Origin of the sequence: Caulobacter hibisci (assembly GCF_016135805.1) — a bacterium.
Taxonomy (GTDB): domain Bacteria; phylum Pseudomonadota; class Alphaproteobacteria; order Caulobacterales; family Caulobacteraceae; genus Caulobacter; species Caulobacter hibisci.
Genome location: NZ_JADWOX010000006.1, coordinates 211,890 through 233,041, shown reverse-complemented (window position 1 = coordinate 233,041; position 21,152 = coordinate 211,890). Strand labels below are relative to the sequence as shown.

Here is a 21,152-nt window from a genome sequence, read left to right as displayed (position 1 = left end):
GGCCGCTTGGTTCGCCGTCACGGCAGAAGGATCAGGCGATTGCCCGGCCGCGAGAGGCCAGGGCTTCAGGACGCCGCGCGCCTCGCGCCCGGTTCGCGCCGGGATGATCTGGCCGCGACAAGCGCCGCGGCCAGATCATCCCGGCGAAAGGGCTTGGACAGCCGGGCGATGTCCGGGGCGATGGCGTCGACGTCGGCGTAGCCGGAGACGATCAGCACCGGCAGATCGCGCTTGGTCAGGATCTGGCGCGCCAGGTCGGTGCCGCTCATGCCCGGCATCAGGTGGTCGGTCACGAGCAGATCGGGCTCAAACCCGTCCTCCAGCATGCTCAGGGCGTCGGCGGCCGAGGCGGCCTGGACCACCCGGTAGCCGAGGTCGACGAGCATGTCGGCGGTCGCGGCGCGCACAAGGGCCTCGTCGTCCACCAGCAGGACCGCGCCCGAGGCCAGGTGGCCAACCGCGGGGGCCGGGGCCGGATCGCCTAGCGCCGGCGCCTCTGCGACCGGAAGCCAGAGATCCACGCGCGCCCCCTGGCCCGGACGGCTCTCCAGGCGAAGCTTGCCGCCCAGCTGCTCGGCCAGGCCATGGACCATCGACAGGCCAAGACCGGTGCCGTGACCGGCGCCCTTGGTGGAGAAGAACGGTTCGACGGCGCGGGCCAAGGTGGCCGCGTCCATCCCGACGCCGGTGTCGATGACCGACAGGCGCAGAAAGTCGCCGGGCGCGGCGACGATGTCGGCGGGCGGGGCCTGGCGCCTTGCGGCGATGGTCAAAGCGCCGCCGCCGGGCATGGCGTCGCGGGCGTTGACGGCCAGATTGAGCAGGGCCATCTCGATCTGGTTGGCGTCGGCCAGGGCGTGGGGAAGATCCGGTTCCATCGCCAGGTCCAGCCGGACCTGCGGCCCCAGGGTGGTGAGCAGAAGCTCGCGCATGCCCGAGACGAGCTCGGCCAGATCGACCGCCACCGGCCGCAGGGGCTGGCGACGGGCAAAGGCGAGCAGGCGGTGAACCAGGGTCCTGGCGCGCTCGGCCGAGGCCAGGGCGCCGGCGATGATGCGCGGGGCGCGCGCGTCTTCCAGGCCCCGCCGCTGGAGCATGTCCAGGCCGCCGAGGATCGGGGTCAGCAGGTTGTTGAAGTCGTGGGCCACGCCGCCGGTCAGGCTGCCCATGGCCTCCAGCTTCTGGCTCTGGCGCAACTGCTCGTAAGCGGTCTCGAGCTCGGCGCTGCGCTCGGCGACACGCCGCTCGAGCGTTTCATTGAGCTCGCGCAGCTTGGCCTCGCTTTCGCGCAGGCGCGCGGCCGCCTCCTGGGCGTGCTCGCGTTCGGCGATCAGGTCGCGCTCATAGGCGCGCCGGTCGCTGGCGTCGACCAGCATGACCCGAAGGCCCAGCGTGCGGCCTTCATGGACCACACGCCGCCAATCGGTCAGGACGGGCAGGCGACGCCCGTCGGCGCAGGCCAGATCGACGGCGACCTGGGGCGCGGCGCCGTCCGCGCCTAGGGCCTGGGCGACATGGGTCTCGAAGAACACCCGGCCGGCCGGCGTCAGGATGCTGCGGATCGGCTGGCCCAGCAAAGCCTCGCGCGGCAGGCCCAGCCACGCCAGCAGGGTGGCGTTGGCGCGCACGATCGCCCCGCCAGCGTCGACGCTGGCGTAGCCGCACGGCGCGTTCTCGTAGAGTTCGTCGAGCGTCTCGTCCGGCGGACGGTCGACCGCGGGCGGGCCCAAGTTCATCGGGGCCCCGCCAGATAGGTCTCGATCAGACCGATGGTCTCGCCGGGCGCGCTCATGTGCGGGCAATGGCCGGTCGCCTGCATGACCACCAGGTCGGCCTTAGGCATGCGCGCGGCCATGTAGGCGCCGACCGCCTCGGGCGCGACCATGTCGCCGCGGGCTTGAAGGATCAGCGCCGGGACCGTGCAGCGCTCCAGGTCGGCGCGATGGTCCGACAGGAAGGTCACGCGGGCGAACTCCCGGGCGATGACCGGATCGGTGCGGCAGAAGCTTCCGCCCAGGGTCTCGGCCAGCTCTGGGCGGTCGGGATTGCCCATAATCGCCGGGGCGGTGGCGCGCGACCAGCCCAGGAAGTTGCTGTCGATCATCTCCAGCAACTCGTCCAGGTCGGCGCGGGAGAAGCCGCCGTCATAGCCCGGCTCGCGGACATAGCAGGGCGAGGGACAGAGCATGACCAGGCCAGCGAAGCGCTCGGGCGAGCGGATCGCCGCCAGCAGGCCGATCATGCACGACACCGAATGGCCGATGAACACCACCTGGCCCAGGTCCAGCGCCGCCAGGATCTGCAGGACGTCGTCGGCATAGCCGTGGAGGCTCGCGTAGCGGTCGGACGCATAGGCCGCCAGGTCCGAGCCGCCGGCCCCGACATGGTCGAAGGCGACGATGCGAAAGCGATCCTCGAAGGCTGGAATGATCTCGCGCCAGGCCGCCCGGTCGCAGCCGAAACCGTGGGCGAAGACGAGGGCTCGCTCGCCTCGCCCGGTGACGGAGACATTGTTGCGCTTAAGAAGGTCCAAAGGCGGTCTTCCGAAAGCCGACATGACTATAGGTGCAGTAAATCGGAAAAGTTCCCACCGCGAAAACCGGCAGATCGACGCAGTCCGCCCCTTTCGCCCACGGCAGGCGAACGCCTCCGCGCCGCGCCCCTTCACCACCAAGGCGCACGCCGTCGGCCCCTGTAATTCTCCGGTATTGGCGCCGCGCGCACCGCGCCGTACATCTTCGCCAATGACGTCGGTTTCGCGACCGATCCGGCGCCGGGCCTTCCCAAACAGGCTCGGCGGCCGTCTGCCCGGACGGCCAACGTGCATGTCCAGGCCTCGGCTAAAGATGTTGGCGGGCGGCCCTCAAGCACCTTCTCAACGTCCGGCGCAGACGCGGTCGCGACCGCCTCCTGACCCCAGCGCGCAAAGCGCTTGTTCCCCATCGCCCGCTCGGCGAGACTCCCGCCGATGAAGTCGAATCTCGATCACCTCCCCAGCGTCCAGCAGGACGAGCTCGAACGAATCACCGGCATCCTGCTGCGCGGCTTCGAGCAGGCGATCGCCGGCGGCACGCAGCCCTGGCGGCGCGGGGCCAAGATCTACAAGATCATCCTGTTTGGCAGCTACGCCCGGGGCGACTTCGTCGACGAGCCCGAGAACGGCTACCTGTCGGACTTCGACATCCTGGTGGTGGTCAGCGACGAGAAGCTGACCGACATCGCCGAATACTGGTTCGAGACCGAGGAGAAGATCGCCCACGATCCGGCGATCGGCCGGATCGTCAACCTGATGGTCAACGACCTCAAGGACATCAACCAGGGCCTGGACGCGGGCCTCTACTTCTTCCGCGAGGTCATCGACCAGGGCATCGCCCTCTACGAGATCCCCGGCCACGCCTTCAGCCCGCTCAGGCCGCTGAGCCCGGCTGGCGCCCTATCCCTCGCCCAACGCCACTACACGAAGATCTTCGCCACCGTCCGGACGTCGCTAGCCACGGCGGAGTTCCAGATCGCGCAAGGCGACGTTGAAGGCTTCGACTGGCTCCACAAAGCCGCCTTCAACCTGCACCAGACCGTGGAGGCGGCCTACATCGCCGTGCTGCTGCTGACCGGCTTCTACGCGCCGCGCTCGCACAACATCAAGTTCCTCCGCGGCCAAGCCGAGGCCAAGGCCCCGTCGCTGGTCGCGGCTTGGCCACGCGAGACCCGGACCCTGCGCAAGCCGTTCGAGAAGCTGAAGCGCGCCTATGTCGACGCCCGCTACAACCAGGACAGCTTTCACATCACCACGGCCGAGCTGGAGGACATGAAGGCGACGGCCGAGGTGTTGATCAGCCTGGTCCGCGAAGTCTGCGACGCACGCATGGACCAACTGCGCCGCGAGGCCGCCGACGCCCCCTGAGCCTCCGCGTCAGGGATCGTCACCCGCCTGGGCCAAGACCCCGGATCCCGGCAGGGGAGGGGGGCTTGGGACGGCCGCGCCGTCTAGAGCCCGGCCGCCGCAGGCGGGACGCCCATCCCTCGGCGCTGTGGCAGGATGGTCCAGACGATTCCCGGATTACACATGCCCGCTAACGCCCCCGCCAACCTGGAAGCGCTCGACCTGTTGGCCCACCAGCTCGAGGCCAGCGGCCACTACCGCCTGCTTCGCCGGTTCACCGGCAACACCCTCAGCCCCGCCGGCGATCCGGCCAGCCTGCGCCAGGGCGTCTATCTGGACGTGGAGACCACGGGCAAGGATCCGCTGCGCGACGAGATCATCGAGCTGGCCATGGTCCCGTTCGCCTACGACGCCGAAGGCCGGCTCTGCGAAGTGGGAATCCCGTTCGTCGCCCTGCGCGAGCCCACGGTGGCGATCAGCCAGGAAATCACCCAGATCACCGGCATCACTCCCGACATGGTGGCCGGCAAGACCATCGACCCCGCCCGGGTCGCCGCCTTCATCGAACCGGCCGCCGTCATCGTCGCCCACCACGCCGGCTTCGACCGCCGCTTCACCGAACGGTTCTGCCCGGCGTTCCAGCACAAGGGCTGGGCCTGCTCGATGAGCCAGGTTGACTGGAAGGGGGAGGGGTTCGAGGGGACCAAGCTCTCCTACCTGGCCAGCCAGTGCGGCTTCTTCTTCGACGGCCACCGGGCCGAAAACGACTGCCTGGCCGGGCTGGAGATCCTGGCCCGTCCGCTTTCCAGCGGCAGAACCGCCCTGGCCCACATGCTGGAGACCGCCCGCAAGCCCACCTGGCGCATCTGGGCGGAGAACTCGCCCTTCGACTTCAGGGACAGGCTCAAAGCCCGCGGCTACAAATGGAACGGCGATCCCGGCCCCGCCCCCAAGGCCTGGTACATCGATATCAACGAAGCCGACCGCGAGGCCGAGCTCGACTACCTGTACAAGGAAATCTACGGCGGCGAGGTCCATTTGGCCACCCGCCGCATCACCGCCTTCGAACGCTTTTCCGACCGGGCGTGAAGGCGAATAGCTGACTCATGGCTGACCTTGGGAAGGTCCGCTCTAGGAAGGTGGCAGCCGCTCCGATCCGCTGGCGCACGCTGATCGCTCTATCTGCGCGGTAAGGCCGTCGATGGCAGCCTGAAGGCCTATGCCGAGACGGCGTCGGAAATCTTCAGCCTGGCGTTCGACCAGCGTGACCTTCGGGCCCGCGTCGGCGTCATCGGCGGCCGATTGTGACTGAGCTATCGCCTGGCCGACGTCGCCATCACGCCCCGTGTCCGGGTGAAGTACGCCCACGAGTTCGCTGGCATCGATCCGCAACGGGTTCGCTATGCCGATTGGTTTGAGGGGACGGCCTACAAGCTGGGTGGCATGGGCTGGAAAGGCGACCGCTTGGCGCTTGAAGTCGGCGCCAGTGCTGAGTTCAGCTCCGGCGGGTCGCTCGATCTGGATCTCGGCGGTGAGAAGGCCGGCGAGCTGGTCTCAACAACAGGCCGGATCGGCGCGCCAAGCGATTCTAAAGCCCCGTAGATCAACACGAGAACCTCGCCACTCAGGGGCGGCGCTGCTTTTGGGCGCCGCCGGCGATCTACCGCGCCATAGCGAAACAGTTACTTGCCCGCGGCCGCTACCAGGGCTTTTCGTACGACCTCCGACAGGCTCTTGGCCTGAAGCTTGCTCATGACATTGGCGCGATAGATCTCGACCGTGCGCGGGCTGATGCCCAGGTCGATGGCGATCGTCTTGTTGGCGTGACCCTCGACCAGGCCGTCCAAGACGTCGCGCTCTCGCGGTGATAGCGTCGCGATCATTTTCTGGGCTTCATGGGCGGCTTGATCGGCCTGGTGACGGGCTTGCCCTGACTCCAGCGCCGTGCGCAAGGCGGCGAGCAACACCTCGTCATCGAAGGGCTTTTCGAGGAAGTCCGAGACACCGGACCTCATGGCTTCGATCGCCAGGGCCACATCGGCGTGGCCGGTCATGACGATGACCGGATCGTCCCAGCCCCTGCCGCGCAACTGGCGAACCAACTCCAGCCCATTGATCTCGGGCATGCGGATGTCGGTGAGCAAGCAGCCCGACCCAGGCTGCGGCAATTCGTCGAGGAAGCTGCGCGCGGAGTCGAACAGCCGGAACGCGATGCGGTTCACCTGGAGCAGGAAGCCCAGGGAGTCGCGCATGGCCGCGTCATCGTCGACGATGTGGACGACACCGTTGTTAAGCGCCAAGGTCCGCCTCCGCTGTCTTCAGGGTGAATTTGAACGTCGCGCCGCCGCCGGGGCTGTCCTCCGCCCACAGGCGGCCGCCATGGGCTTCGATGATGGTCCGCGAGATCGACAGACCCACGCCCATGCCCGTCCGTTTCGTGGTCATGAAGGGCGCGAACAACTGGTCCCGGATTTGGGGGGCGATGCCCGCACCGGTGTCGCCGACCACGACCAGGGCGTCTTCGCCCGAGCGACCCACCGTGATGGTGAGCTGGCGGCGCGGAGCGTCTTCCAGAGCGTCCAGGGCGTTGCGAACAAGATTGACCACCACCTGTTGAACCTGGACTCGATCAACGAGCACGTTCTCGTCGGCGCCGTAGTCAAAGCGCACGTCGACGCCGATCTGGCGCGCGCCGACCAGCGCCAGGGCGGCGGCCTCCTCGACGAGGCGCTGCAGGCTCTCAACCGCGCGTTCGGTCTCGCCGCGCGCTACAAAGTCGCGAAGACGGCGGATGATGTCGCCCGCGCGCAAGGTCTGGTCGTTGGCCTTGGTCAGGGCGTCGCGCAAAAGCTCCCGGTCGAGCGCCTCGTTCTCGGCCAGTCGACGCGCGCCCTTCAGGTAGTTGGCGATCGCCGAGAGCGGCTGGTTGATCTCGTGCGCCAGGGCCGAAGCCATCTCGCCCATCGAGGTCAGTCGCGCAATGTGAACCAGCTCGCCCTGCAGTTCCTGCAGCCTGGCCTGAGTGCGCTGGGTCTCGGTCAGATCGCGGACGAAGCCGGTGAAGAGACGGCCGCCGCCCGTCTGGATCTCGCCGACGGCCAGTTCCATCGGAAAGGTCGAGCCATCCTTGCGCTCACCGATGACGACCCGGCCCAGGCCGATGATCCGCCGCTCGCCGGTGTCGTAGTAGCGCCGCAAGTAGCCGTCGTGCGCCGAGCGGTAAGGCTCGGGCATGAGCAGGCTGACATTACGGCCCAGGACCTCCTCGGCGGTCCAGCCGAACAGCCTTTGCGCCGTGGTGCTGAAAGCGCGCATCCGCCCCTTCTCGTCGATCAGCACCATGGCCTCGGGCACCGTGTCGAGGATCGAGGCCAGGTGAGCCTCCCGCATTCGGAGGTCGTCGGTGACGGCGGCGGCGCGCCGGCGCTCGCGGACGAAGCGTTCCCCGCCGACGCCGATGCTCGCCCCGACCGCCGCATAAAGCGCGGCGCCGACATAGTCGCCGGCCTCCAGCGGCCGCCGCAAGGCTGTCAGGGCGATGAACAGAGCCGTGGTGAGGACGATCGCCGCCAGGCCGCCCTTCAGGCCGCGCAGGGCCGCGGCCGCGACGATGGTGGGAAAGAAGAACAGGTAAAGGCCGCGCTCGCCCAGCACCGGCTCGAACGCGAGGCGCAGGAGAAGTCCGCCGGCCGCGATGCCAGCGACCACGGCGGTCCTCAGGATCATCTCGCGCCGGTCAGGGGCGGGCAGGGGGGCGGCCAGGGGTGTTGTCGGGCTTCGAAGCATGTTGGTTGCGGCGCCGACCCTAAGGGATTTTCCCTAGGGATGGACCAGAATTTTCCGCAGGCAGGCCAGGACGTACAACCCTCCTCGACACGGTGACACAAGGTCGCCAGCACACAAGAGGGTTCAAGGCCATGACTGGTCCCGCCATCGATCTCAGAATCCACCACAAGCCGGCGGGCGTGTCCGACACCGTCGCCTTTGGTTTCGTCAAGGCGCTGCGCTTCTGCGCCGACACCTTCTTCGCCAAGCGCTACGGCCATCGCGCCGTCGTCCTGGAAACGGTCGCGGCCGTGCCCGGGATGGTCGGCGCCACCCTGAACCACCTGAAGTGCTTGCGCCGGATGGAAAGCGACAAAGGGTGGATCAAGACCCTGATGGACGAGGCGGAAAATGAGCGCATGCACCTGATGACCTTCATCGAGGTGGCTAAGCCAACGCTTTTCGAGCGCTTCGTGGTCGTGGCCGCTCAATGGGTCTTCTATCTGTTTTTCTTCGGCCTCTATCTCGTCTCCTCCAAGACCGCGCACCGCGTCGTCGGCTATTTCGAGGAAGAGGCGGTGATCAGCTACACGCACTACCTGGCCGAGATCGACGAAGGCCGCAGCGAGAACGTCGCCGCGCCCCAGATCGCGCTCGACTATTGGAACCTGCCCGCTAACGCCACGCTGCGTGACGTGGTCGAGGTGGTCCGTGCGGACGAGGCGCACCATCGCGACGTCAATCACAGCTTCGCCAACGAGCTGGCCGGCATGCCGACAGGCGCGATCGCTCCGTGCCCTCCGCACGTGGTCCTGGAGCCCAACTGGAAGACCGCCGCCTGAGACGATCCACACAGTCGATCACGAGCCGGGCCCGCGAGGGTCCGGCTCTCATCGTCCCTCGGAGACGACGCCCATGGTGATGCCATCAAGACCTTTGGTCTGGGTGCTCGAACGCGACTCCGCCGTGGCCGCCTCCTTGATCTTCGCCCTGCGATTGGAAGGCTTCGATGTCGAGGTTCAGTCCGGTCCCGAGGCTTTGGGGCGAGCCGGTCGCGCCCACCCGGACTGCCTGCTCGTTGACGCCGATTATCCCGCCGTCTCGCCTGTCGGGCTCCTCTCGCGGATACGGGCCAAGGGCTATGCAGGGCCGGCGATCTTCACCGCGACAAACCCCAAGCGCCACCTTCATGCCGAGATCCGCGCCAGTGGCGCGATGCTGCTGGAAAAGCCCTGGACCGGCGATGGGCTCGTCTCTGAGATTTGTGCGCTTCTCAAGCGCGAGCGGTCCGTTGACGACGCCAAGGCCGTCTGAATAGCGATGCTGCGCCTGGAGCATCGCGCCGCCGCCGACTTTCGGCCCAGCCGAAACGCTCCGGTGTCCGACGAGCTGTCGCGACCTCAGCGTAGCGGCGGAGACCTTTCGAGCAGTCCTGCGTTGAGCGCCTGGAGGCCCGAGCGCATGGCCGCGATCTCGTTGGCTGAAAGCGGCAGACGGTCGACGACGCCGCGCCGCACCTCAAGCACCCGATCGCGCAGCGCCCAGCCTTCCTCGGTCAGATCAACCCACACCCGGCGCTCATCGGCGTCGTCTCGTGACCGGCGCAACAGACCGGCCGCCTCCATACGCTTGACAAGCGGTGTCACCGCGCCGGTGTCCATGCAGAGGCCGCGGCGAAGATCGCCCATGCTGGAGCGCCCGGGACGCTCCCACAACGCGATCAGCACCAGATACTGCGGGTGGGTGAGGCCAAGGGGCTCCAGCAGGCCGCGATAGATCTTGGTGATGAGGCTACTGGCAACCTGCAGGGCCAGGCACAACTGCTTGTCGAGGTGCAGTTCCCCATAGCCGGCTTCATCGTACAGCGACGTAGCCGAGATAGCGGGAGATGACATGAGGGGGACGCTCGCTTGTTCGATCCTGTCCATCCAATAGGCGGGCTTCGTTAAAGGTAGCTTTCCATTTACCGAGATCCGCAAATATCGCGATCGATATAATCATGTCTTAAGCATCGCCATTTAGAGAGGGGCTCATTCACCGTTTTGGAGTTCGCGACATTGTTTGGCATCGGCAACAGGCAGGCGGCCGCCCTTCGCGCGCAGATCGCGGAGCTAAAGGCGATCGCGGCGGCCATCCATCGGTCACAGGCGGTCATCGAGTTTCAGTTGGACGGGACGATCATTGACGCCAACGAGAACTTCCTGGCGACCATGGGCTATCGGCTGGACGAGATCCAAGGCCGCCACCACAGCATGTTCGTCGAGCCGGCGGATGCGGCGAGCCCCCGATACGCCCAGTTCTGGGACCGGCTGCGGGCAGGGGAATTCTTCGCCGACGCCTACCGGCGCTTCGGCGCTGGCGGGGCCGAGGTCTGGATCCAGGGCGCCTACAACCCGCTCTTTGACGCGGAGGGCAAACCCTACAAGATCATCAAGTTCGCCACCGACATTACCGACGTTCGCCGGCGGCAGGCCGCAAGCCTCGCCGAACGCGATCGCGCTGAAGCCGAACAGAACCTGGTGGTCTCGACGCTGGCCGGCTGCCTTGAGCGGCTAGCAAAAGGGGATCTGACGACGCGGATCGAGGCCGATTTCCCTGGCGGGTTCGATCGCATCAAGCAGGATTTCAACCGTTCCGCCGAGAGCCTCGCTGAAGCGATGAGGGCCATCGCCGGCACCACCGGCAACCTGCGCATGGGCGCCGGCGAGATCGCCATCGCGGCCGAGGATCTTTCGCGTCGCACCGAGCAGCAGGCGGCCAGTCTCGAAGAGACGGCGGCGGCTCTGGACCAGATCACCGCTACGGTCCGGGCCAGCGCCGACGGCGCCCGTCAAGCCGCCTTGGCCGCATCGGGCGCGCGGGTCGACGCGGGGTCTTCGGGCGAGGTGATGCGCGAAGCGGTCGCGGCGATGGATCAGATCGCTCAAAGCGCCACCCAGGTCAGCCAGATCGTTGGGGTGATCGACGAGATCGCTTTCCAGACGAACCTTTTGGCGCTCAACGCCGGCGTCGAGGCCGCCCGCGCGGGCGATGCAGGCCGCGGCTTTGCGGTCGTGGCCCAGGAAGTCCGCTCTCTGGCCCAGCGTTCGGCTGAGGCGGCCAAGGAAATCAAGGTGCTGATCTCGACTAGCGGCCAACAGGTGGCGCGCGGCGTCAAGCTCGTCACCGAAACGGGCCAAGCCCTGACGGGGATCGTCGACAAGGTGACCGACATCGATGGCTTGATCGGCTCAATCTCGCGCTCAGCCCAAGAGCAGGCCGCTAGCCTCAACCAGGTCAACGCCGCCGTAAACCAGATGGATCAGGTCACACAACAGAACGCGGCGATGGTGGAGGAAGCCACCGCCGCTGCCGCCAGTATCGAAAGCGAGAGCCATCACTTGACGCAGCTGGTCTGCCGGTTCGAGATCGGCGCTCAAGCGCCGTCCTTGCAAGGCGCGCGGGCCTTGGCCGCGTGAACGCGCCTTTACCGCGCACCGCCGAACCGGTCTTAAAGGTCATGCCCATGGATGTGCGGCACAGGAACAACGTCACGATCTACGGCCAGGGCCCGCAGACCCTGATGTTCGCTCACGGCTTTGGCTGCGACCAGTCGATGTGGCGTCTGGTGGCGCCGCATTTTACCGTCTGCGGCAGAGTGGTGCTGTTCGATCACGTTGGCGCCGGCGATTCCGACGCCAGCGCCTACGATCGGCAAAAATACGCGGGGCTGGAAGGCTATGCGGCCGACGTCATCGAGATCTGCGAGAGCCAGGGCCTGAGCCGCGTCACCTTCGTCGGCCACTCGGTGAGCGCCATGATTGGGGTCTTGGCGGCGGTCAGGCGGCCCGACCTTTTCGAGAGGCTGATCCTGATCTGCGCCTCGCCGCGGTTTGCCAATGATGAGGGCTATGTCGGCGGATTTGAGCAAGCCGATCTTGAGGACCTGATCGATCTCCTCGCCAAGAACCAGTTGGACTGGTCGGCCGCGCTGGCGCCGGCCGTGGTCGACGACGCCGCCTTTCAGGACGAGTGGCGCGACAAGGTTTGCCGGATCGACGCGGCGATCGCCGACGACTTCGCGCGCGCCACCTTTCTTTCGGACCATCGGGCGCAGTGCCGCGCCGTGGCCACGCCCACGCTCCTGATTGAGTGCAGCGACGACGCCCTCGCGCCGCCCGAAGTCGGCGCCTTCGTCCACGCCGCGATCGAGAGCAGCCAACGCGTTGTCCTGCAAGCGACCGGTCACAGCCCCCATCTGACCGCGCCCAAGGCGGTGATCGGCGCTATGCGCGCCTTCTTCGGGGCGGGGCCCACAGGCTATTGCTGAGAGTCTTCGAATGCCTTCCGTGCCTTTGGACGACCAAGATCGCCTCTACCGCCTGGCGCCTTGCGGGCTCCTCAGCCTGGACTCAGAGCTGACGATCCTGACGGCCAACCCCTATTTTTGCGAGCTAATGGGGTTGGGCGCCGAAACGGTCGCAGGCAAGCTCAAGTTCACGGGGCTGCTGACCGTGGCGAGTCGGGTTTTTATCCAGGGCCGCCTGCAGGCCCAACTGGCCATGGGCGGACGGGTCGAGGAAATCGTCTTGGACGTCCTGCGGTCCGATGGGCAACGGGTGCCTGTGATGATCAACGCCGTCCAGGCAACGGACGCCGAAGGCGGCCCGGGCGAGATCCACATGGCGATGAGCCGCGTCGTGGCGGCGCGCGCGTATGAGGCGGAGGGGCCCAAGGCCCGTCGGGAAGCCTTGAGCGCCCAGCGCGTGAAGGCCGACTTCCTCGCCAATGTCAGCCATGAGATCCGTACGCCGCTCAACGGCGTCGTCGGTGTGCTCAGCGCCTTGAGCCGGACCGAGCTTACCAAGCGCCAGCGCGAGATGGTGGCGCTGATCGAGACTTCCGCCGTGACCCTGGAGCGGCTGGTCGGCGACATCCTCGAGATCTCGCGGGTGGAGGCCTCAGCGCCCAGTTTGAACCTTGGGCCCTTCACGCCGACGGCGGAACTGAGCGGGGTCTTGGAACTGGCCGCGCTCTCGGCGCGCGCCAAAGGCCTTGCGTTCGAGGACGTCCGCGGCCCTGGCCTGGAAGGACGGTTCCTGGGCGATGGCGTTCGGCTAAGGCAGGTTCTGGGGAACCTCACATCCAACGCCATCAAGTTCACCGATCGCGGCGCGGTGCGCGTCGCCTTAACGGTGGAAAGAGCCGAGGGACCCTCGACTCTGGTCCTTTCTGTTCAGGACAGCGGCATTGGCTTTGACCAGGATCAGGCGCAGGCCCTTTTCCAGCCGTTTCATCAAGCCGACACCGGCATCAATCGCCGGTTCGGCGGCGTTGGCTTGGGTTTGGCGATCAGCAAGGCTTTGGTCGACCAGATGGGCGGGACGATCGACGCCGTCTCCACGCCCGGTCAGGGGAGCTTGTTTGTCGCGAGAATCCCGCTTGTGGCCGTCGATACGCCTGCCGCAGAGCGCCCGGTCGAAGCCCCAGGCGACCTCGATCAGCCTTTGCGGATCCTGCTCGTCGAAGACAACAAGATCAACCAGAGGGTCGTCAGCCTAATCCTGGCCGAGGCCGAGGTTGAGCTTTCTATCGCGGCCAACGGGGCGCTCGGGCTTGAGGCCTGGCGAGGCGCCCCGTTTGATTTGGTGTTGATGGACCTGCAGATGCCGGTCATGGACGGCCTCACCGCGATCCGGGCCATCCGGGCCGAGGAAGCGCGGCGAGATCCAGGGGCCAGAACACCCGTCGCCGTCCTGAGCGCCAACGCCATGGATCATCATCGCGCCGAAGCCCTGGCGGCTGGCGCTGATGTGCATATCTCCAAGCCGGTCTCTGCCGCAGCCCTGTTTGCCGGCATCCAAGAGGCGCTCAGCCTCAGCGCTCTTACCGCGTGATCTGGAGCGCGGTTCACAAGCTGGCGGCTCCAGTCCCCCGATCGACCACGAAAAGCGCTTGGCGGCCGCGGGCCGGCAGCCACCGAGCCGAAGGCGATTGTGCGAGCTTAACGCTCGCGCGGGCGGCCGCCAGCGACCACCACCGGCCGCCAACCCGCCTCTGCGAATTTTGGCGAGGCTTGGCTGGTCGGCTCGAGCAGCGGATCCCCGGTCATTCGGAAAGCGATCTCCGCAAGGGCCCCACGCCGGGTCTCTTCATCGCAGAGAACCAGCGACAGTGTGTACTCCAGCACCGCCTGCAGATCCAAGCAGGCGGCCTCGGCGCGTTCGGCGCGCTCGATCAGCGCAGCACCGCTCGCCCTTAGCCGCTCGACGGTGGCATTCAGTTGCGCAAGGACGACGCCGTCGACCTGATGATCTTGATGCTGGCGGTCCATCGTAGCCCTCGCCGCAAACCCCACCCACAGGGCGGGGCCGGTGAATGTCGCGCAGCAGATCATGCTGGAGGCCCTTGGGGGCCCAGGGCATCCTCGGCTAGTCCCATCGGCTGACCAATGCGGTGTATCGTCGCTGCGGGGCGCCCTACGCCGGCCGTTGGCCGCTTGGCGGCGCGAGCGCCCGCTCGCGCCGCCCCATAGATCACGAGGTCGTCCGAGCTCTTTCGGATAGCCGCGCGCGCGTTCGTGACATAACTTCGCCAAGGGCGGGGGATCGGCGTGCGCAGACTTTTGGGTCTCTTTTTCCCTCGGTCTTGCTGCCAACCCTGCTGGCCGCAGCCTTGGTCTCCACGCTCTTTGCACGGCAGGAGCGTCACGCGATAAGCCGGCGCGCCGACGATCTTGCACAGTTCTCGTCCGTCCTCGTCAGTCGCGAACTTCGCGCCGATCGGCGCGCGGCGCAGATGATCGCCGGCTCGCCGGCCTTGGAAGCGTCCATCGACGAACCACGGTTTCGGACGCTTGGCCTGCGTTTCCTCACAGGCGAGCCCCTCTGGCGCACGGTGAGCGTCAGCGACCAGGCGGGGGTCCGCCTGATCGACATACCGCGGCCCATCAGCGGCAAGCCCGGCGGGCGCGTGGTTGAGCTGGCCAGCCACGCCCGCACAGTTCGAACCGGTCAGGCGCAGGTCGGTTCGATTATCCGCGGGCCGGCCGGCAGGCCGGCCTTCGCCGTGCGCGCGCCGGTCCTCAGAGACGGCAGGGTGCTGTATGTCGTCTCGATCGTGGTCGATCCTGGGGAACTGGGCAGGCTGCTCGCCTTGGCCAAGGCGCCCAAGGACTGGTCGATCACCCTGATCGACGATGCGGGCCGCATCGTCGCGCGGTCCGACAGACCCCAGAGCGCGGGCCAGAGCGCATCGGAGCCGCTGCTTTCGGCGGCGAGGGCTTCGCTGCACACCGCCAAACCGGTCGAACGCGACACCCTGATGGTGATGGCCCAACCCGTGGCCGACACCGCCTGGATCGTGGTGACCGCCCTTCCGGCGAGCCTTTATGCACGGCCCATGACGCAAGGCGTCAGCATCCTTGTCCTCGTGGGATTGTCGACGCTGCTAGTGGCTTTACTGCTGGCGCGGCTGGCGCGTCGCGAACTTGCGGCGCAGCGGGCGCAACTGACCCGAGATCTCTCCGCCCAGCGCCTAGAAGCCTTGGGACAGATGACCGGCGGCGTCGCCCATGACTTCAACAATCTGCTCACGCCGATCATCGCAGGGCTCGATATTTTGGCCCGCCGCCTCGGCGGCGAGCCCCGGAACGCCAAGCTTGCTCTGGCGGCACTGGAAAGCGCCGAGCGCGCCAAGGGGCTGATTCAGAGGCTTTTGAGCTTTGCCCGCCGCCAGGATCTGGCCGCTCGCAATATCGACGTTGGCCAGCTTCTGACGGACCTGACACCGCTGCTCGAGCAGTCGGTCGGCGGGGCGGTGCGGGTCAGCGTGCAACTGCACGACCAGCCGCTCTATGTGCATATCGATCCCACGCAGCTGGAGCTGGCGCTACTCAATCTGGCGATCAATGCGCGCGACGCCATGCCGGACGGCGGCGAGCTGCGCGTGTGCGGCGACATGGCCCTTGGCCGATCCGAAGACGGGCTGAAATCGGGACGCTACGCGCGGGTTTCTCTGAGCGACACGGGCGTGGGCATGAACGAGGAGACGCTTGGCCGTGCGACCGAGCCTTTTTTCACCACCAAGCCGATCGGCAAGGGCACCGGACTGGGCCTTTCGATGGTTCATGGGCTGGCGGCCCAGTCTGGCGGCGCGCTCACCGTCCACAGCGCTGTGGGGCAGGGTACCACGGGTTCGCCTATGGCTAAGGCCGGCCGCCGCCCCCGAACCCGAACAGGCCCGCAGCGCCGCGCCCGTGACCGCCCTGGGGACCAAGGTGCTGCTGGTCGACGACGATCCGACGGTGCTGGCGGCCACGGCCGCCTCGCTTGAGGAAAAGGGATTCCTGGTCGTTACGGCCCGATCTTGCGAAGCCGCGCTTGAAGTGCTGGCGAGCGCCGGGGCGGACGTTCTGGTGACCGACCTCTCGATGCCGGAACGCGACGGCGCGGATCTTGCCCGGTCGGCGCGGACGTTGATCGAGGATTTGCCGATCCTCGTCCTGACCGGGTTTGCGCGCCCTGAGCTGACCCTGCCCGGTGGCGCCGAGATTCTCGAGAAACCTTTTCGCTTAGATGATCTCGCCACTTGCATCAGTAAGCTGATCGCAGCAGCTCCGTCCTCGCCGCCCACCGTTGGTCGCGGGCGCTAAATGGAGAAGGTCATTGGTGGAGGACCAGTCGTTAGACTGTGTCTGAGGTGCAGCCGCTAGGGCTCAGTCGCTACACCAAAGACCAAGGCCGGTGACACCAATTGGGGACCTTGGGAAGGTCCGGGTTACGGGTGCTAAGTTCCTACGTTATCGAAGGGCGCTCGCTTAACGCTATCGGGGCTTTTTTCCTTCTAGCGTGTAAGCGGGTTAGCCTAGAACACGCGCCGGCATTGCGAGGAAGAGGTGTAGCGGGCGGTTCACCGTCGCTTGCATCGGCGCGACAACATGCCTCGTTCTGGATGCGACTCCTCAGACTATGCTCTTAGCCAACTGCTGGGGTGACAATGAATATTTTGATCGTCGACGATGATCCGCTCGTCCGGGACTTTGCCGCCTCCACAGTTCAGCTGGCGGGAGCTGGATGCAATTGCGTCGCAGACGGCGCTCAGGCTTTGGAACTGCTACAGGTCAACTGCTACGATCTCGTCTTGATCGACCTCTTCATGCCCGTCAAAGAGGGGATCGAAACCATCATAGAAATCCGCAGGACCTATCCCAGCGTCGGAATCATCGCGATGTCGTCGGGCGCAGGCCCGTTGGCTGCAGGCCAGATGCTCGCGAGTGCGATGGCGCTCGGCGCCGACGCGGCTCTGTGCAAGCCGTTCAGCGCAGATGAGCTCTGGACAACTGTTCGGCGCTTGGCCGGGTGAGTGCGCAGCTCGGATAGCCGTAGGTCGGCTGAGAGGCGTGGCGCTACCTCTATCCTCCCCAAAGACAGCGTCGCTGTTTGACTGTTTGACGGCGAGTAGCATTAAGCTTCACGCTGCCAGCGCGAGGCCGCTTGGCATGAGGGCGCTCACGACCGGGCGGCTCAGCATGCGTTCCTCAAGCGGAATTATGGCGTCCACGAAAAGAGCGCCCGTCGCATCGCGCATCTCGTCTTAACGACACGCCTTGGTCTGTCCCCGGCCGTCCGAGCCCTCATCGATCATCTCGCGGCCGGATTTCCGCGCGATGTCCTGAGCAAGCGCGCTTGACCCGATACAAGGGGAGGGCGGCAGGCTATCGGCGACCACTTATCGCGAAGCAGGATCAGCGGCTTCGCCAGTGTTGAAGGTCAGCATCCTGGAGGCGCACCAAGGGGTGCTATTGGCGCTAGAGCGTCAGCCGGGTGCTGCGATCGTCGTACGCTGCCGGCAACACCACCATCGCCGACAACCCGCCGCTCTCGCGGTTGGCCAGCACCAGCCGGCCCCCATGCGCGTGGGCCAGGGCTCGTACGATCGAGAGGCCCAGGCCAGCCCCGCCGGTGCGGCGGTTGCGCGAGGCCTCACCGCGCTCGAACGGGGCGGTGATACGGGCCAGCGCTGCATCTGGCAGGCCGGGACCGCGATCCAGCACCGCGATGCGAACCTCGTCCGCCGTGACCTCGACCGTCAGGGTCGCCGCGCCGCCATAGGCCACGGCGTTATCGACCAGGTTGTTCAGCATCCGCCGCAGGGCGACGGGTGAGACCAGCGCCGTGGCCGTCGCACCGGGCGCCAGGGTCAGGGCCTGGCCCATCTCGGCGCGCAAGGCGACCAGGGTCTCCAGCTCGCGGCGGACCTCGATCGGTCGCGCGCCCTCGCCACGTCTGGCCTCCTGGCGGGCGAACAGCAGGGTGTCGTCCAGCAGTTGGGACATCTCGGCGAGATCCTTGGTCGCCTTGGTCCGCTGCTGGGGGTCGGCGATGAACTCGGCCCGCAGGGTCAGGCGGGTCAGGTAGGTGCGCAGGTCGTGGGCGATGGCCGCCAGCATGCGGGTGCGCTCGTCGACCAAGCCCCGGATGCGGCCGCGCATGGTATTGAAGGCGGCTGACAGCTCTCGGATCTCGCGTGGCCCGCCTGGCGGCAGGGGCGAGGCGTCCAAATCATCGCCAAAGCTGGTCACGGCCCGGGCCAAGCTCTCGACCGGCCGCGTGGTCTGGCGGACGGCCACCAGGATCATCAAAAGGGTCACCGCCAGCAGAGCGGCGCAGGCCAGGGTGATACGGCCCAGATAGCGGCGGGCGGCCTCGGGCGCGCGGCGGCGCAGGGTCAGGACGTCTCCATCCTTCAGCCGAACCGACAGGCGCAGGGCCGCGCGGCCAGGCATGGGGGCCTCACGCAGCCGGCCGCTGCGCCGCACCTCGACCCGCCAGTCGCGCCCGGCCAGGGTCCGGCCATAGGCGGCGTAGCCGGGATCGCGGGCGTCGGCCGGCCGGGCCCGGCGCAGGGGATCGGGGAAATCGTCGCCCAGGCTCGCGCGGATCACCCCGGTGTCCAGCGCCTTCATCACGGCGGGCCGGGCCGAGGCCGGCGAGGCTTCCAGCGCTTCGACCATGGCCAGGGCCTCCTCGGGCTGGGGCAACTGGTAGAACCGCACCCCGCCGCCGCTCTCGGTCGGCCAGATCAGCAGGGCCGCGCCCAGCACCAAGAGCGCCGTCAGCCCCGCCAGCAGGATGGCGGCGATGCGCGAGGAGAGGTTGTCGAGAAGCACCATCAGAGGCGCTCGACTGGTGCGCTGAAAAGATACCCGCCGCCGCGTACGGTCTTGATCAGCCCCTGGCCGCCCGCGCCCGAGGCCAGCTTACGGCGCAGGCGCCCCAGCAGGACGTCGATCGAGCGGTCGAACGGCGCGGCGCTGCGGCCGCGGGTCCAGTCCAGCAGTTGGTCGCGACTCAGCACCCGCTGGGCGTGGCGCAGGAAAGCCATCAAGAGGTCGTGCTCGCCGCCGGTCAGGGTCACCGGCCGTCCCTCGGCATCGACGAGGTCGCGGCTGGCCGAGTCGAGCCGCCAGCCGGCGAAGCCGTAGACCTCGCCCGGCGGGACGGCGGTCACGCGGTGGACGTCACGCGTGCGCCGCAGGATGGCGCGCACCCGGGCCAGCAGCTCGCGCGGGACGTAGGGTTTGGCCAGGTAGTCATCGGCGCCGATTTCCAGCCCGACTACGCGGTCGATGTCGTCGCCCTTGGCGGTGACCATCAGGATCGCCGTGTCGCCCGTAGCCCGCAGGCGGCGGCACAGCGACAGGCCGTCCTCGCCGGGCATCATGATGTCCAACAGGACAAGGTCGACGCGGCGGCGGGCGGCCAGGCGGTCGAAGGCGGCGACATCCTCGCAGCCCACAGCCTCCCAGCCATCGCGGCGCAGCAGGCCCAGGGTCAGGTCGCGGATCTCGGCGTCGTCCTCGACCACCGCGATCAGGGTGTTGTCGTTCATGGCCAAAGCCTTGCCCCAGGCCGGGCGCGCGCAAAAGGCCGAGGGGGCGACGATTACATTTCGACACGTTTCGTCGATGGCGGAACATCAAGGTGAGCATCCCAGCGTGTTTTCTGTGCGGCGACGAGGGACGTCACCCAAACCGACGGAGACACACCATGCGTAAGTCCGTTCTCGCCGCCGCCGGCATGACCGCCACGGCCCTGTTCATCGCGTTCGCCCCCGCCGCGGAGGCCGGCCAGCACGGCCGGACCGTGCACGTCCAGGGCGCCTACGGCCGGAGCTATGCCCACGACCGCCACGTCAGCCGCCAGCCCGGGGCCGTCTCGGTTTCGCGCGGGACCCAGACCAATGGCGGCTACGGCGTTGCCAGCCAGCGCGGCGCCAACTGGGGCGATGGCGTCTATTCGGGCGGCGCCAGCCGCACATTCAACAACGGCGCCTCGGCCAGCCGCGCCACCAGCGTCGTCGACAACCACGACGGCACGTACAGCTACAGCCACAGCCGCACCGGCTACGATGGTGACACCCGTTCGGTCAGCGGCGTCGTGAGCCGTCCCTGATCGCGACTGGCCGGCGCGCGCAGCCCCCTGGTCTTGCGCGCGCCGGCCGCAGTTTTCCCTCTGCGCGAGGACTGACCTTGAAGAAAACCCATCTGCTGGCCCTGAGCCTGGCCGCCGCCGTGGCCTTCACCAGCGCCGCCGAGGCCCAGATCGGCCTGCGCGGCAAGATGCGCGAGCGCATGATCGAGCGCCTGCAGCAGAAGAAGGCCGAGGAGGAGCGTCCGATCGACCTCCAGGCTATCCTGCCCGGCGCCCGCAAGCTGACGGTCTCGTACGGCGCCGACCCGGCCCAGGCCCTCGACATCTATGTCCCGCCGGGCGCCCCGCGCGACGCGCCGGTGATCGTCATGGTTCATGGCGGGGCCTGGAAGGTCGGCGACAAGGCCAATACAGGCTCGGTAGAGAACAAGCTGCGCCACTGGCTGCCCAAGGGCTACGTGTTCGTCAGCGTCAACTACCGCATGCTGCCCCAGGCCATGGCCTACACGCAGGCCCAGGACGTCGCCGCCGCTGTGCGCTGGACGCAAGACCACGCCCGCGATTGGGGTGCCAGCGACCGCAAGCTGATCCTGATGGGCCACTCGGCCGGGGCGCACATCGTCGCCCTGCTGTCGTCCAAGCCGAACATGGTCGGCAGGCCTTGGGCCGGCTCGGTGGTGCTGGACTCCGCCGCGATGAAGATCTCCACGACCATGGCTGGCCGCCATCCGAAGTTCTACGACGAGGCGTTCGGGAGCGATCCCGCCGGCTGGGACCAGGCCTCGCCGATGGACCAGTGGACGCCCTCGGCCGTGCCGATGTTCCTGATCTGCTCGACCAAGCGCCCCGACAAGCCTTGCGACGACGCCCGCGCCTTCCAGGCCCTGACCAAGCACTCGGGCGTCCCGATGCCGGTCCTGCCCCGCGTCCTGACCCACGCAGACATCAACCGCACCCTGGGTCTGCCCGGCGACTACACCGACGCCGTGGACAGGTTCATCCGGGAGCGACTAGCGCAATGAGGGCGCTCAATCTTGGAATGATCGATTGACCTCAGTCGCGCAGGCGCAACGTGAATCTGCGCTTCCTTCAAA

General features: G+C 67.4%; 21 protein-coding genes. 13 read left to right on the top strand and 8 right to left on the bottom strand.

Annotated elements, in window-relative coordinates:
* Nucleotides 1-65: 65 nt before the first annotated feature.
* Both I4Q42_RS11355 and I4Q42_RS11350 read right to left on the bottom strand, forming a co-directional pair.
* Nucleotides 66-1,736 (bottom strand): ATP-binding protein, encoded by a 1,671-nt coding sequence (locus I4Q42_RS11355; protein ID WP_198576178.1) that lies wholly within the window; start codon nucleotides 1,734-1,736, stop codon nucleotides 66-68.
* Nucleotides 1,733-2,533 carry an alpha/beta fold hydrolase gene (locus I4Q42_RS11350; RefSeq protein ID WP_232793045.1) on the bottom strand — a complete coding sequence of 267 codons (801 nt, stop codon included), beginning with the start codon at nucleotides 2,531-2,533 and terminating at the stop codon, nucleotides 1,733-1,735. Before I4Q42_RS11350 ends, I4Q42_RS11355 begins: the two co-directional genes overlap by 4 nt.
* A 435-nt stretch (nucleotides 2,534-2,968) precedes the next feature.
* On the opposite strand from I4Q42_RS11350, the gene I4Q42_RS11345 reads away from it, so the two are divergent.
* The 3 genes from I4Q42_RS11345 (at nucleotide 2,969) to I4Q42_RS11335 (ending at nucleotide 5,482) form a co-directional block, all read left to right on the top strand.
* Nucleotides 2,969-3,901, top strand: a complete 933-nt coding sequence (locus I4Q42_RS11345; protein WP_198576176.1) for a HEPN domain-containing protein — start codon at nucleotides 2,969-2,971, stop codon at nucleotides 3,899-3,901.
* A gap of 162 nt (nucleotides 3,902-4,063) precedes the next feature.
* A complete protein-coding gene (locus I4Q42_RS11340) occupies nucleotides 4,064-4,969 on the top strand; it encodes a 3'-5' exonuclease (protein ID WP_198576175.1) in 906 nt (301 codons plus the stop codon).
* A gap of 264 nt (nucleotides 4,970-5,233) precedes the next feature.
* The gene (locus I4Q42_RS11335; RefSeq protein WP_198576174.1) at nucleotides 5,234-5,482 is read left to right on the top strand and encodes a hypothetical protein; all 249 of its coding nucleotides are present in this window, start codon (nucleotides 5,234-5,236) and stop codon (nucleotides 5,480-5,482) included.
* 80 nt (nucleotides 5,483-5,562) lie between these two features.
* Here the strand turns inward: I4Q42_RS11335 and fixJ are convergent, their stop codons facing one another.
* Both fixJ and I4Q42_RS11325 read right to left on the bottom strand, forming a co-directional pair.
* Nucleotides 5,563-6,180: a response regulator FixJ gene (fixJ, locus tag I4Q42_RS11330; RefSeq protein WP_269816482.1), complete on the bottom strand. Its 618-nt coding sequence runs from the start codon at nucleotides 6,178-6,180 to the stop codon at nucleotides 5,563-5,565.
* Nucleotides 6,170-7,606 (bottom strand): PAS domain-containing sensor histidine kinase, encoded by a 1,437-nt coding sequence (locus I4Q42_RS11325; RefSeq protein ID WP_198576173.1) that lies wholly within the window; start codon nucleotides 7,604-7,606, stop codon nucleotides 6,170-6,172. Before I4Q42_RS11325 ends, fixJ begins: the two co-directional genes overlap by 11 nt.
* A 191-nt stretch (nucleotides 7,607-7,797) precedes the next feature.
* Between I4Q42_RS11325 and I4Q42_RS11320 the strand changes: the two genes are divergently transcribed.
* Both I4Q42_RS11320 and I4Q42_RS11315 read left to right on the top strand, forming a co-directional pair.
* Nucleotides 7,798-8,487, top strand: a complete 690-nt coding sequence (locus I4Q42_RS11320; protein ID WP_116568729.1) for an alternative oxidase — start codon at nucleotides 7,798-7,800, stop codon at nucleotides 8,485-8,487.
* A gap of 73 nt (nucleotides 8,488-8,560) precedes the next feature.
* Complete coding sequence (locus I4Q42_RS11315; RefSeq protein ID WP_116568728.1) at nucleotides 8,561-8,959, top strand: response regulator; 399 nt, start codon at nucleotides 8,561-8,563, stop codon at nucleotides 8,957-8,959.
* A gap of 86 nt (nucleotides 8,960-9,045) precedes the next feature.
* Here I4Q42_RS11315 and I4Q42_RS11310 read toward each other — a convergent pair whose 3' ends face one another.
* Nucleotides 9,046-9,573 (bottom strand): MarR family winged helix-turn-helix transcriptional regulator, encoded by a 528-nt coding sequence (locus I4Q42_RS11310; RefSeq protein ID WP_232793044.1) that lies wholly within the window; start codon nucleotides 9,571-9,573, stop codon nucleotides 9,046-9,048.
* A gap of 129 nt (nucleotides 9,574-9,702) precedes the next feature.
* On the opposite strand from I4Q42_RS11310, the gene I4Q42_RS11305 reads away from it, so the two are divergent.
* The 3 genes from I4Q42_RS11305 to I4Q42_RS11295 all read left to right on the top strand — a co-directional run bounded on the left by I4Q42_RS11305 (nucleotide 9,703) and on the right by I4Q42_RS11295 (nucleotide 13,521).
* The gene (locus I4Q42_RS11305) at nucleotides 9,703-11,103 is read left to right on the top strand and encodes a methyl-accepting chemotaxis protein (protein ID WP_198576172.1); all 1,401 of its coding nucleotides are present in this window, start codon (nucleotides 9,703-9,705) and stop codon (nucleotides 11,101-11,103) included.
* 104 nt (nucleotides 11,104-11,207) lie between these two features.
* A complete protein-coding gene (locus I4Q42_RS11300; RefSeq protein ID WP_198576171.1) occupies nucleotides 11,208-11,954 on the top strand; it encodes an alpha/beta fold hydrolase in 747 nt (248 codons plus the stop codon).
* A gap of 10 nt (nucleotides 11,955-11,964) precedes the next feature.
* Nucleotides 11,965-13,521, top strand: coding sequence for a PAS domain-containing hybrid sensor histidine kinase/response regulator (locus I4Q42_RS11295; protein WP_198576170.1), 1,557 nt, complete (start codon nucleotides 11,965-11,967; stop codon nucleotides 13,519-13,521).
* A gap of 107 nt (nucleotides 13,522-13,628) precedes the next feature.
* On the opposite strand, the gene I4Q42_RS11290 is transcribed toward I4Q42_RS11295, so the two are convergent.
* On the bottom strand, nucleotides 13,629-13,958 hold the full coding sequence (locus tag I4Q42_RS11290; protein WP_133244788.1) for a hypothetical protein: 330 nt from the start codon (nucleotides 13,956-13,958) through the stop codon (nucleotides 13,629-13,631).
* A 341-nt stretch (nucleotides 13,959-14,299) separates the two neighbouring features.
* Here I4Q42_RS11290 and I4Q42_RS11285 point away from each other — a divergent pair, with 341 nt between their 5' ends.
* The 3 genes from I4Q42_RS11285 to I4Q42_RS11275 all read left to right on the top strand — a co-directional run bounded on the left by I4Q42_RS11285 (nucleotide 14,300) and on the right by I4Q42_RS11275 (nucleotide 16,987).
* Nucleotides 14,300-15,958 (top strand): ATP-binding protein, encoded by a 1,659-nt coding sequence (locus I4Q42_RS11285; RefSeq protein WP_198576169.1) that lies wholly within the window; start codon nucleotides 14,300-14,302, stop codon nucleotides 15,956-15,958.
* Nucleotides 15,903-16,277, top strand: coding sequence for a response regulator (locus I4Q42_RS11280; RefSeq protein WP_198576168.1), 375 nt, complete (start codon nucleotides 15,903-15,905; stop codon nucleotides 16,275-16,277). The genes I4Q42_RS11285 and I4Q42_RS11280 overlap by 56 nt, the downstream gene beginning before the upstream one ends.
* 344 nt (nucleotides 16,278-16,621) lie before the next feature.
* Nucleotides 16,622-16,987, top strand: coding sequence for a response regulator transcription factor (locus I4Q42_RS11275; RefSeq protein WP_116568721.1), 366 nt, complete (start codon nucleotides 16,622-16,624; stop codon nucleotides 16,985-16,987).
* Nucleotides 16,988-17,432: 445 nt separating this feature from the next.
* On the opposite strand, the gene I4Q42_RS11270 is transcribed toward I4Q42_RS11275, so the two are convergent.
* Together I4Q42_RS11270 and I4Q42_RS11265 are read right to left on the bottom strand one after the other, a co-directional pair.
* Nucleotides 17,433-18,797, bottom strand: a complete 1,365-nt coding sequence (locus I4Q42_RS11270; protein WP_198576167.1) for an ATP-binding protein — start codon at nucleotides 18,795-18,797, stop codon at nucleotides 17,433-17,435.
* Nucleotides 18,797-19,516, bottom strand: a complete 720-nt coding sequence (locus I4Q42_RS11265; RefSeq protein WP_198576166.1) for a response regulator — start codon at nucleotides 19,514-19,516, stop codon at nucleotides 18,797-18,799. The genes I4Q42_RS11270 and I4Q42_RS11265 overlap by 1 nt, the downstream gene beginning before the upstream one ends.
* A 158-nt stretch (nucleotides 19,517-19,674) precedes the next feature.
* Here I4Q42_RS11265 and I4Q42_RS11260 point away from each other — a divergent pair, with 158 nt between their 5' ends.
* Both I4Q42_RS11260 and I4Q42_RS11255 read left to right on the top strand, forming a co-directional pair.
* Nucleotides 19,675-20,079, top strand: coding sequence for a hypothetical protein (locus I4Q42_RS11260; RefSeq protein WP_198576165.1), 405 nt, complete (start codon nucleotides 19,675-19,677; stop codon nucleotides 20,077-20,079).
* A gap of 77 nt (nucleotides 20,080-20,156) precedes the next feature.
* A complete protein-coding gene (locus tag I4Q42_RS11255; protein WP_198576164.1) occupies nucleotides 20,157-21,080 on the top strand; it encodes an alpha/beta hydrolase in 924 nt (307 codons plus the stop codon).
* The last annotated feature ends 72 nt before the right edge of the window (nucleotides 21,081-21,152 follow it).

Coding starts and splice junctions, on each gene's coding strand:
- I4Q42_RS11355 (WP_198576178.1), bottom strand. CDS start 1,736: ATGAACTTGGGCCCGCCCGCGGTCGACCGTCCGCCGGACGAGACGCTC.
- I4Q42_RS11345 (WP_198576176.1), top strand. CDS start 2,969: ATGAAGTCGAATCTCGATCACCTCCCCAGCGTCCAGCAGGACGAGCTC.
- I4Q42_RS11340 (WP_198576175.1), top strand. CDS start 4,064: ATGCCCGCTAACGCCCCCGCCAACCTGGAAGCGCTCGACCTGTTGGCC.
- I4Q42_RS11325 (WP_198576173.1), bottom strand. CDS start 7,606: ATGATCCTGAGGACCGCCGTGGTCGCTGGCATCGCGGCCGGCGGACTT.
- I4Q42_RS11320 (WP_116568729.1), top strand. CDS start 7,798: ATGACTGGTCCCGCCATCGATCTCAGAATCCACCACAAGCCGGCGGGC.
- I4Q42_RS11315 (WP_116568728.1), top strand. CDS start 8,561: ATGGTGATGCCATCAAGACCTTTGGTCTGGGTGCTCGAACGCGACTCC.
- I4Q42_RS11310 (WP_232793044.1), bottom strand. CDS start 9,573: ATGGACAGGATCGAACAAGCGAGCGTCCCCCTCATGTCATCTCCCGCT.
- I4Q42_RS11300 (WP_198576171.1), top strand. CDS start 11,208: ATGTTCGCTCACGGCTTTGGCTGCGACCAGTCGATGTGGCGTCTGGTG.
- I4Q42_RS11295 (WP_198576170.1), top strand. CDS start 11,965: ATGCCTTCCGTGCCTTTGGACGACCAAGATCGCCTCTACCGCCTGGCG.
- I4Q42_RS11290 (WP_133244788.1), bottom strand. CDS start 13,958: ATGGACCGCCAGCATCAAGATCATCAGGTCGACGGCGTCGTCCTTGCG.
- I4Q42_RS11275 (WP_116568721.1), top strand. CDS start 16,622: ATGAATATTTTGATCGTCGACGATGATCCGCTCGTCCGGGACTTTGCC.
- I4Q42_RS11270 (WP_198576167.1), bottom strand. CDS start 18,797: ATGGTGCTTCTCGACAACCTCTCCTCGCGCATCGCCGCCATCCTGCTG.
- I4Q42_RS11265 (WP_198576166.1), bottom strand. CDS start 19,516: ATGAACGACAACACCCTGATCGCGGTGGTCGAGGACGACGCCGAGATC.
- I4Q42_RS11260 (WP_198576165.1), top strand. CDS start 19,675: ATGCGTAAGTCCGTTCTCGCCGCCGCCGGCATGACCGCCACGGCCCTG.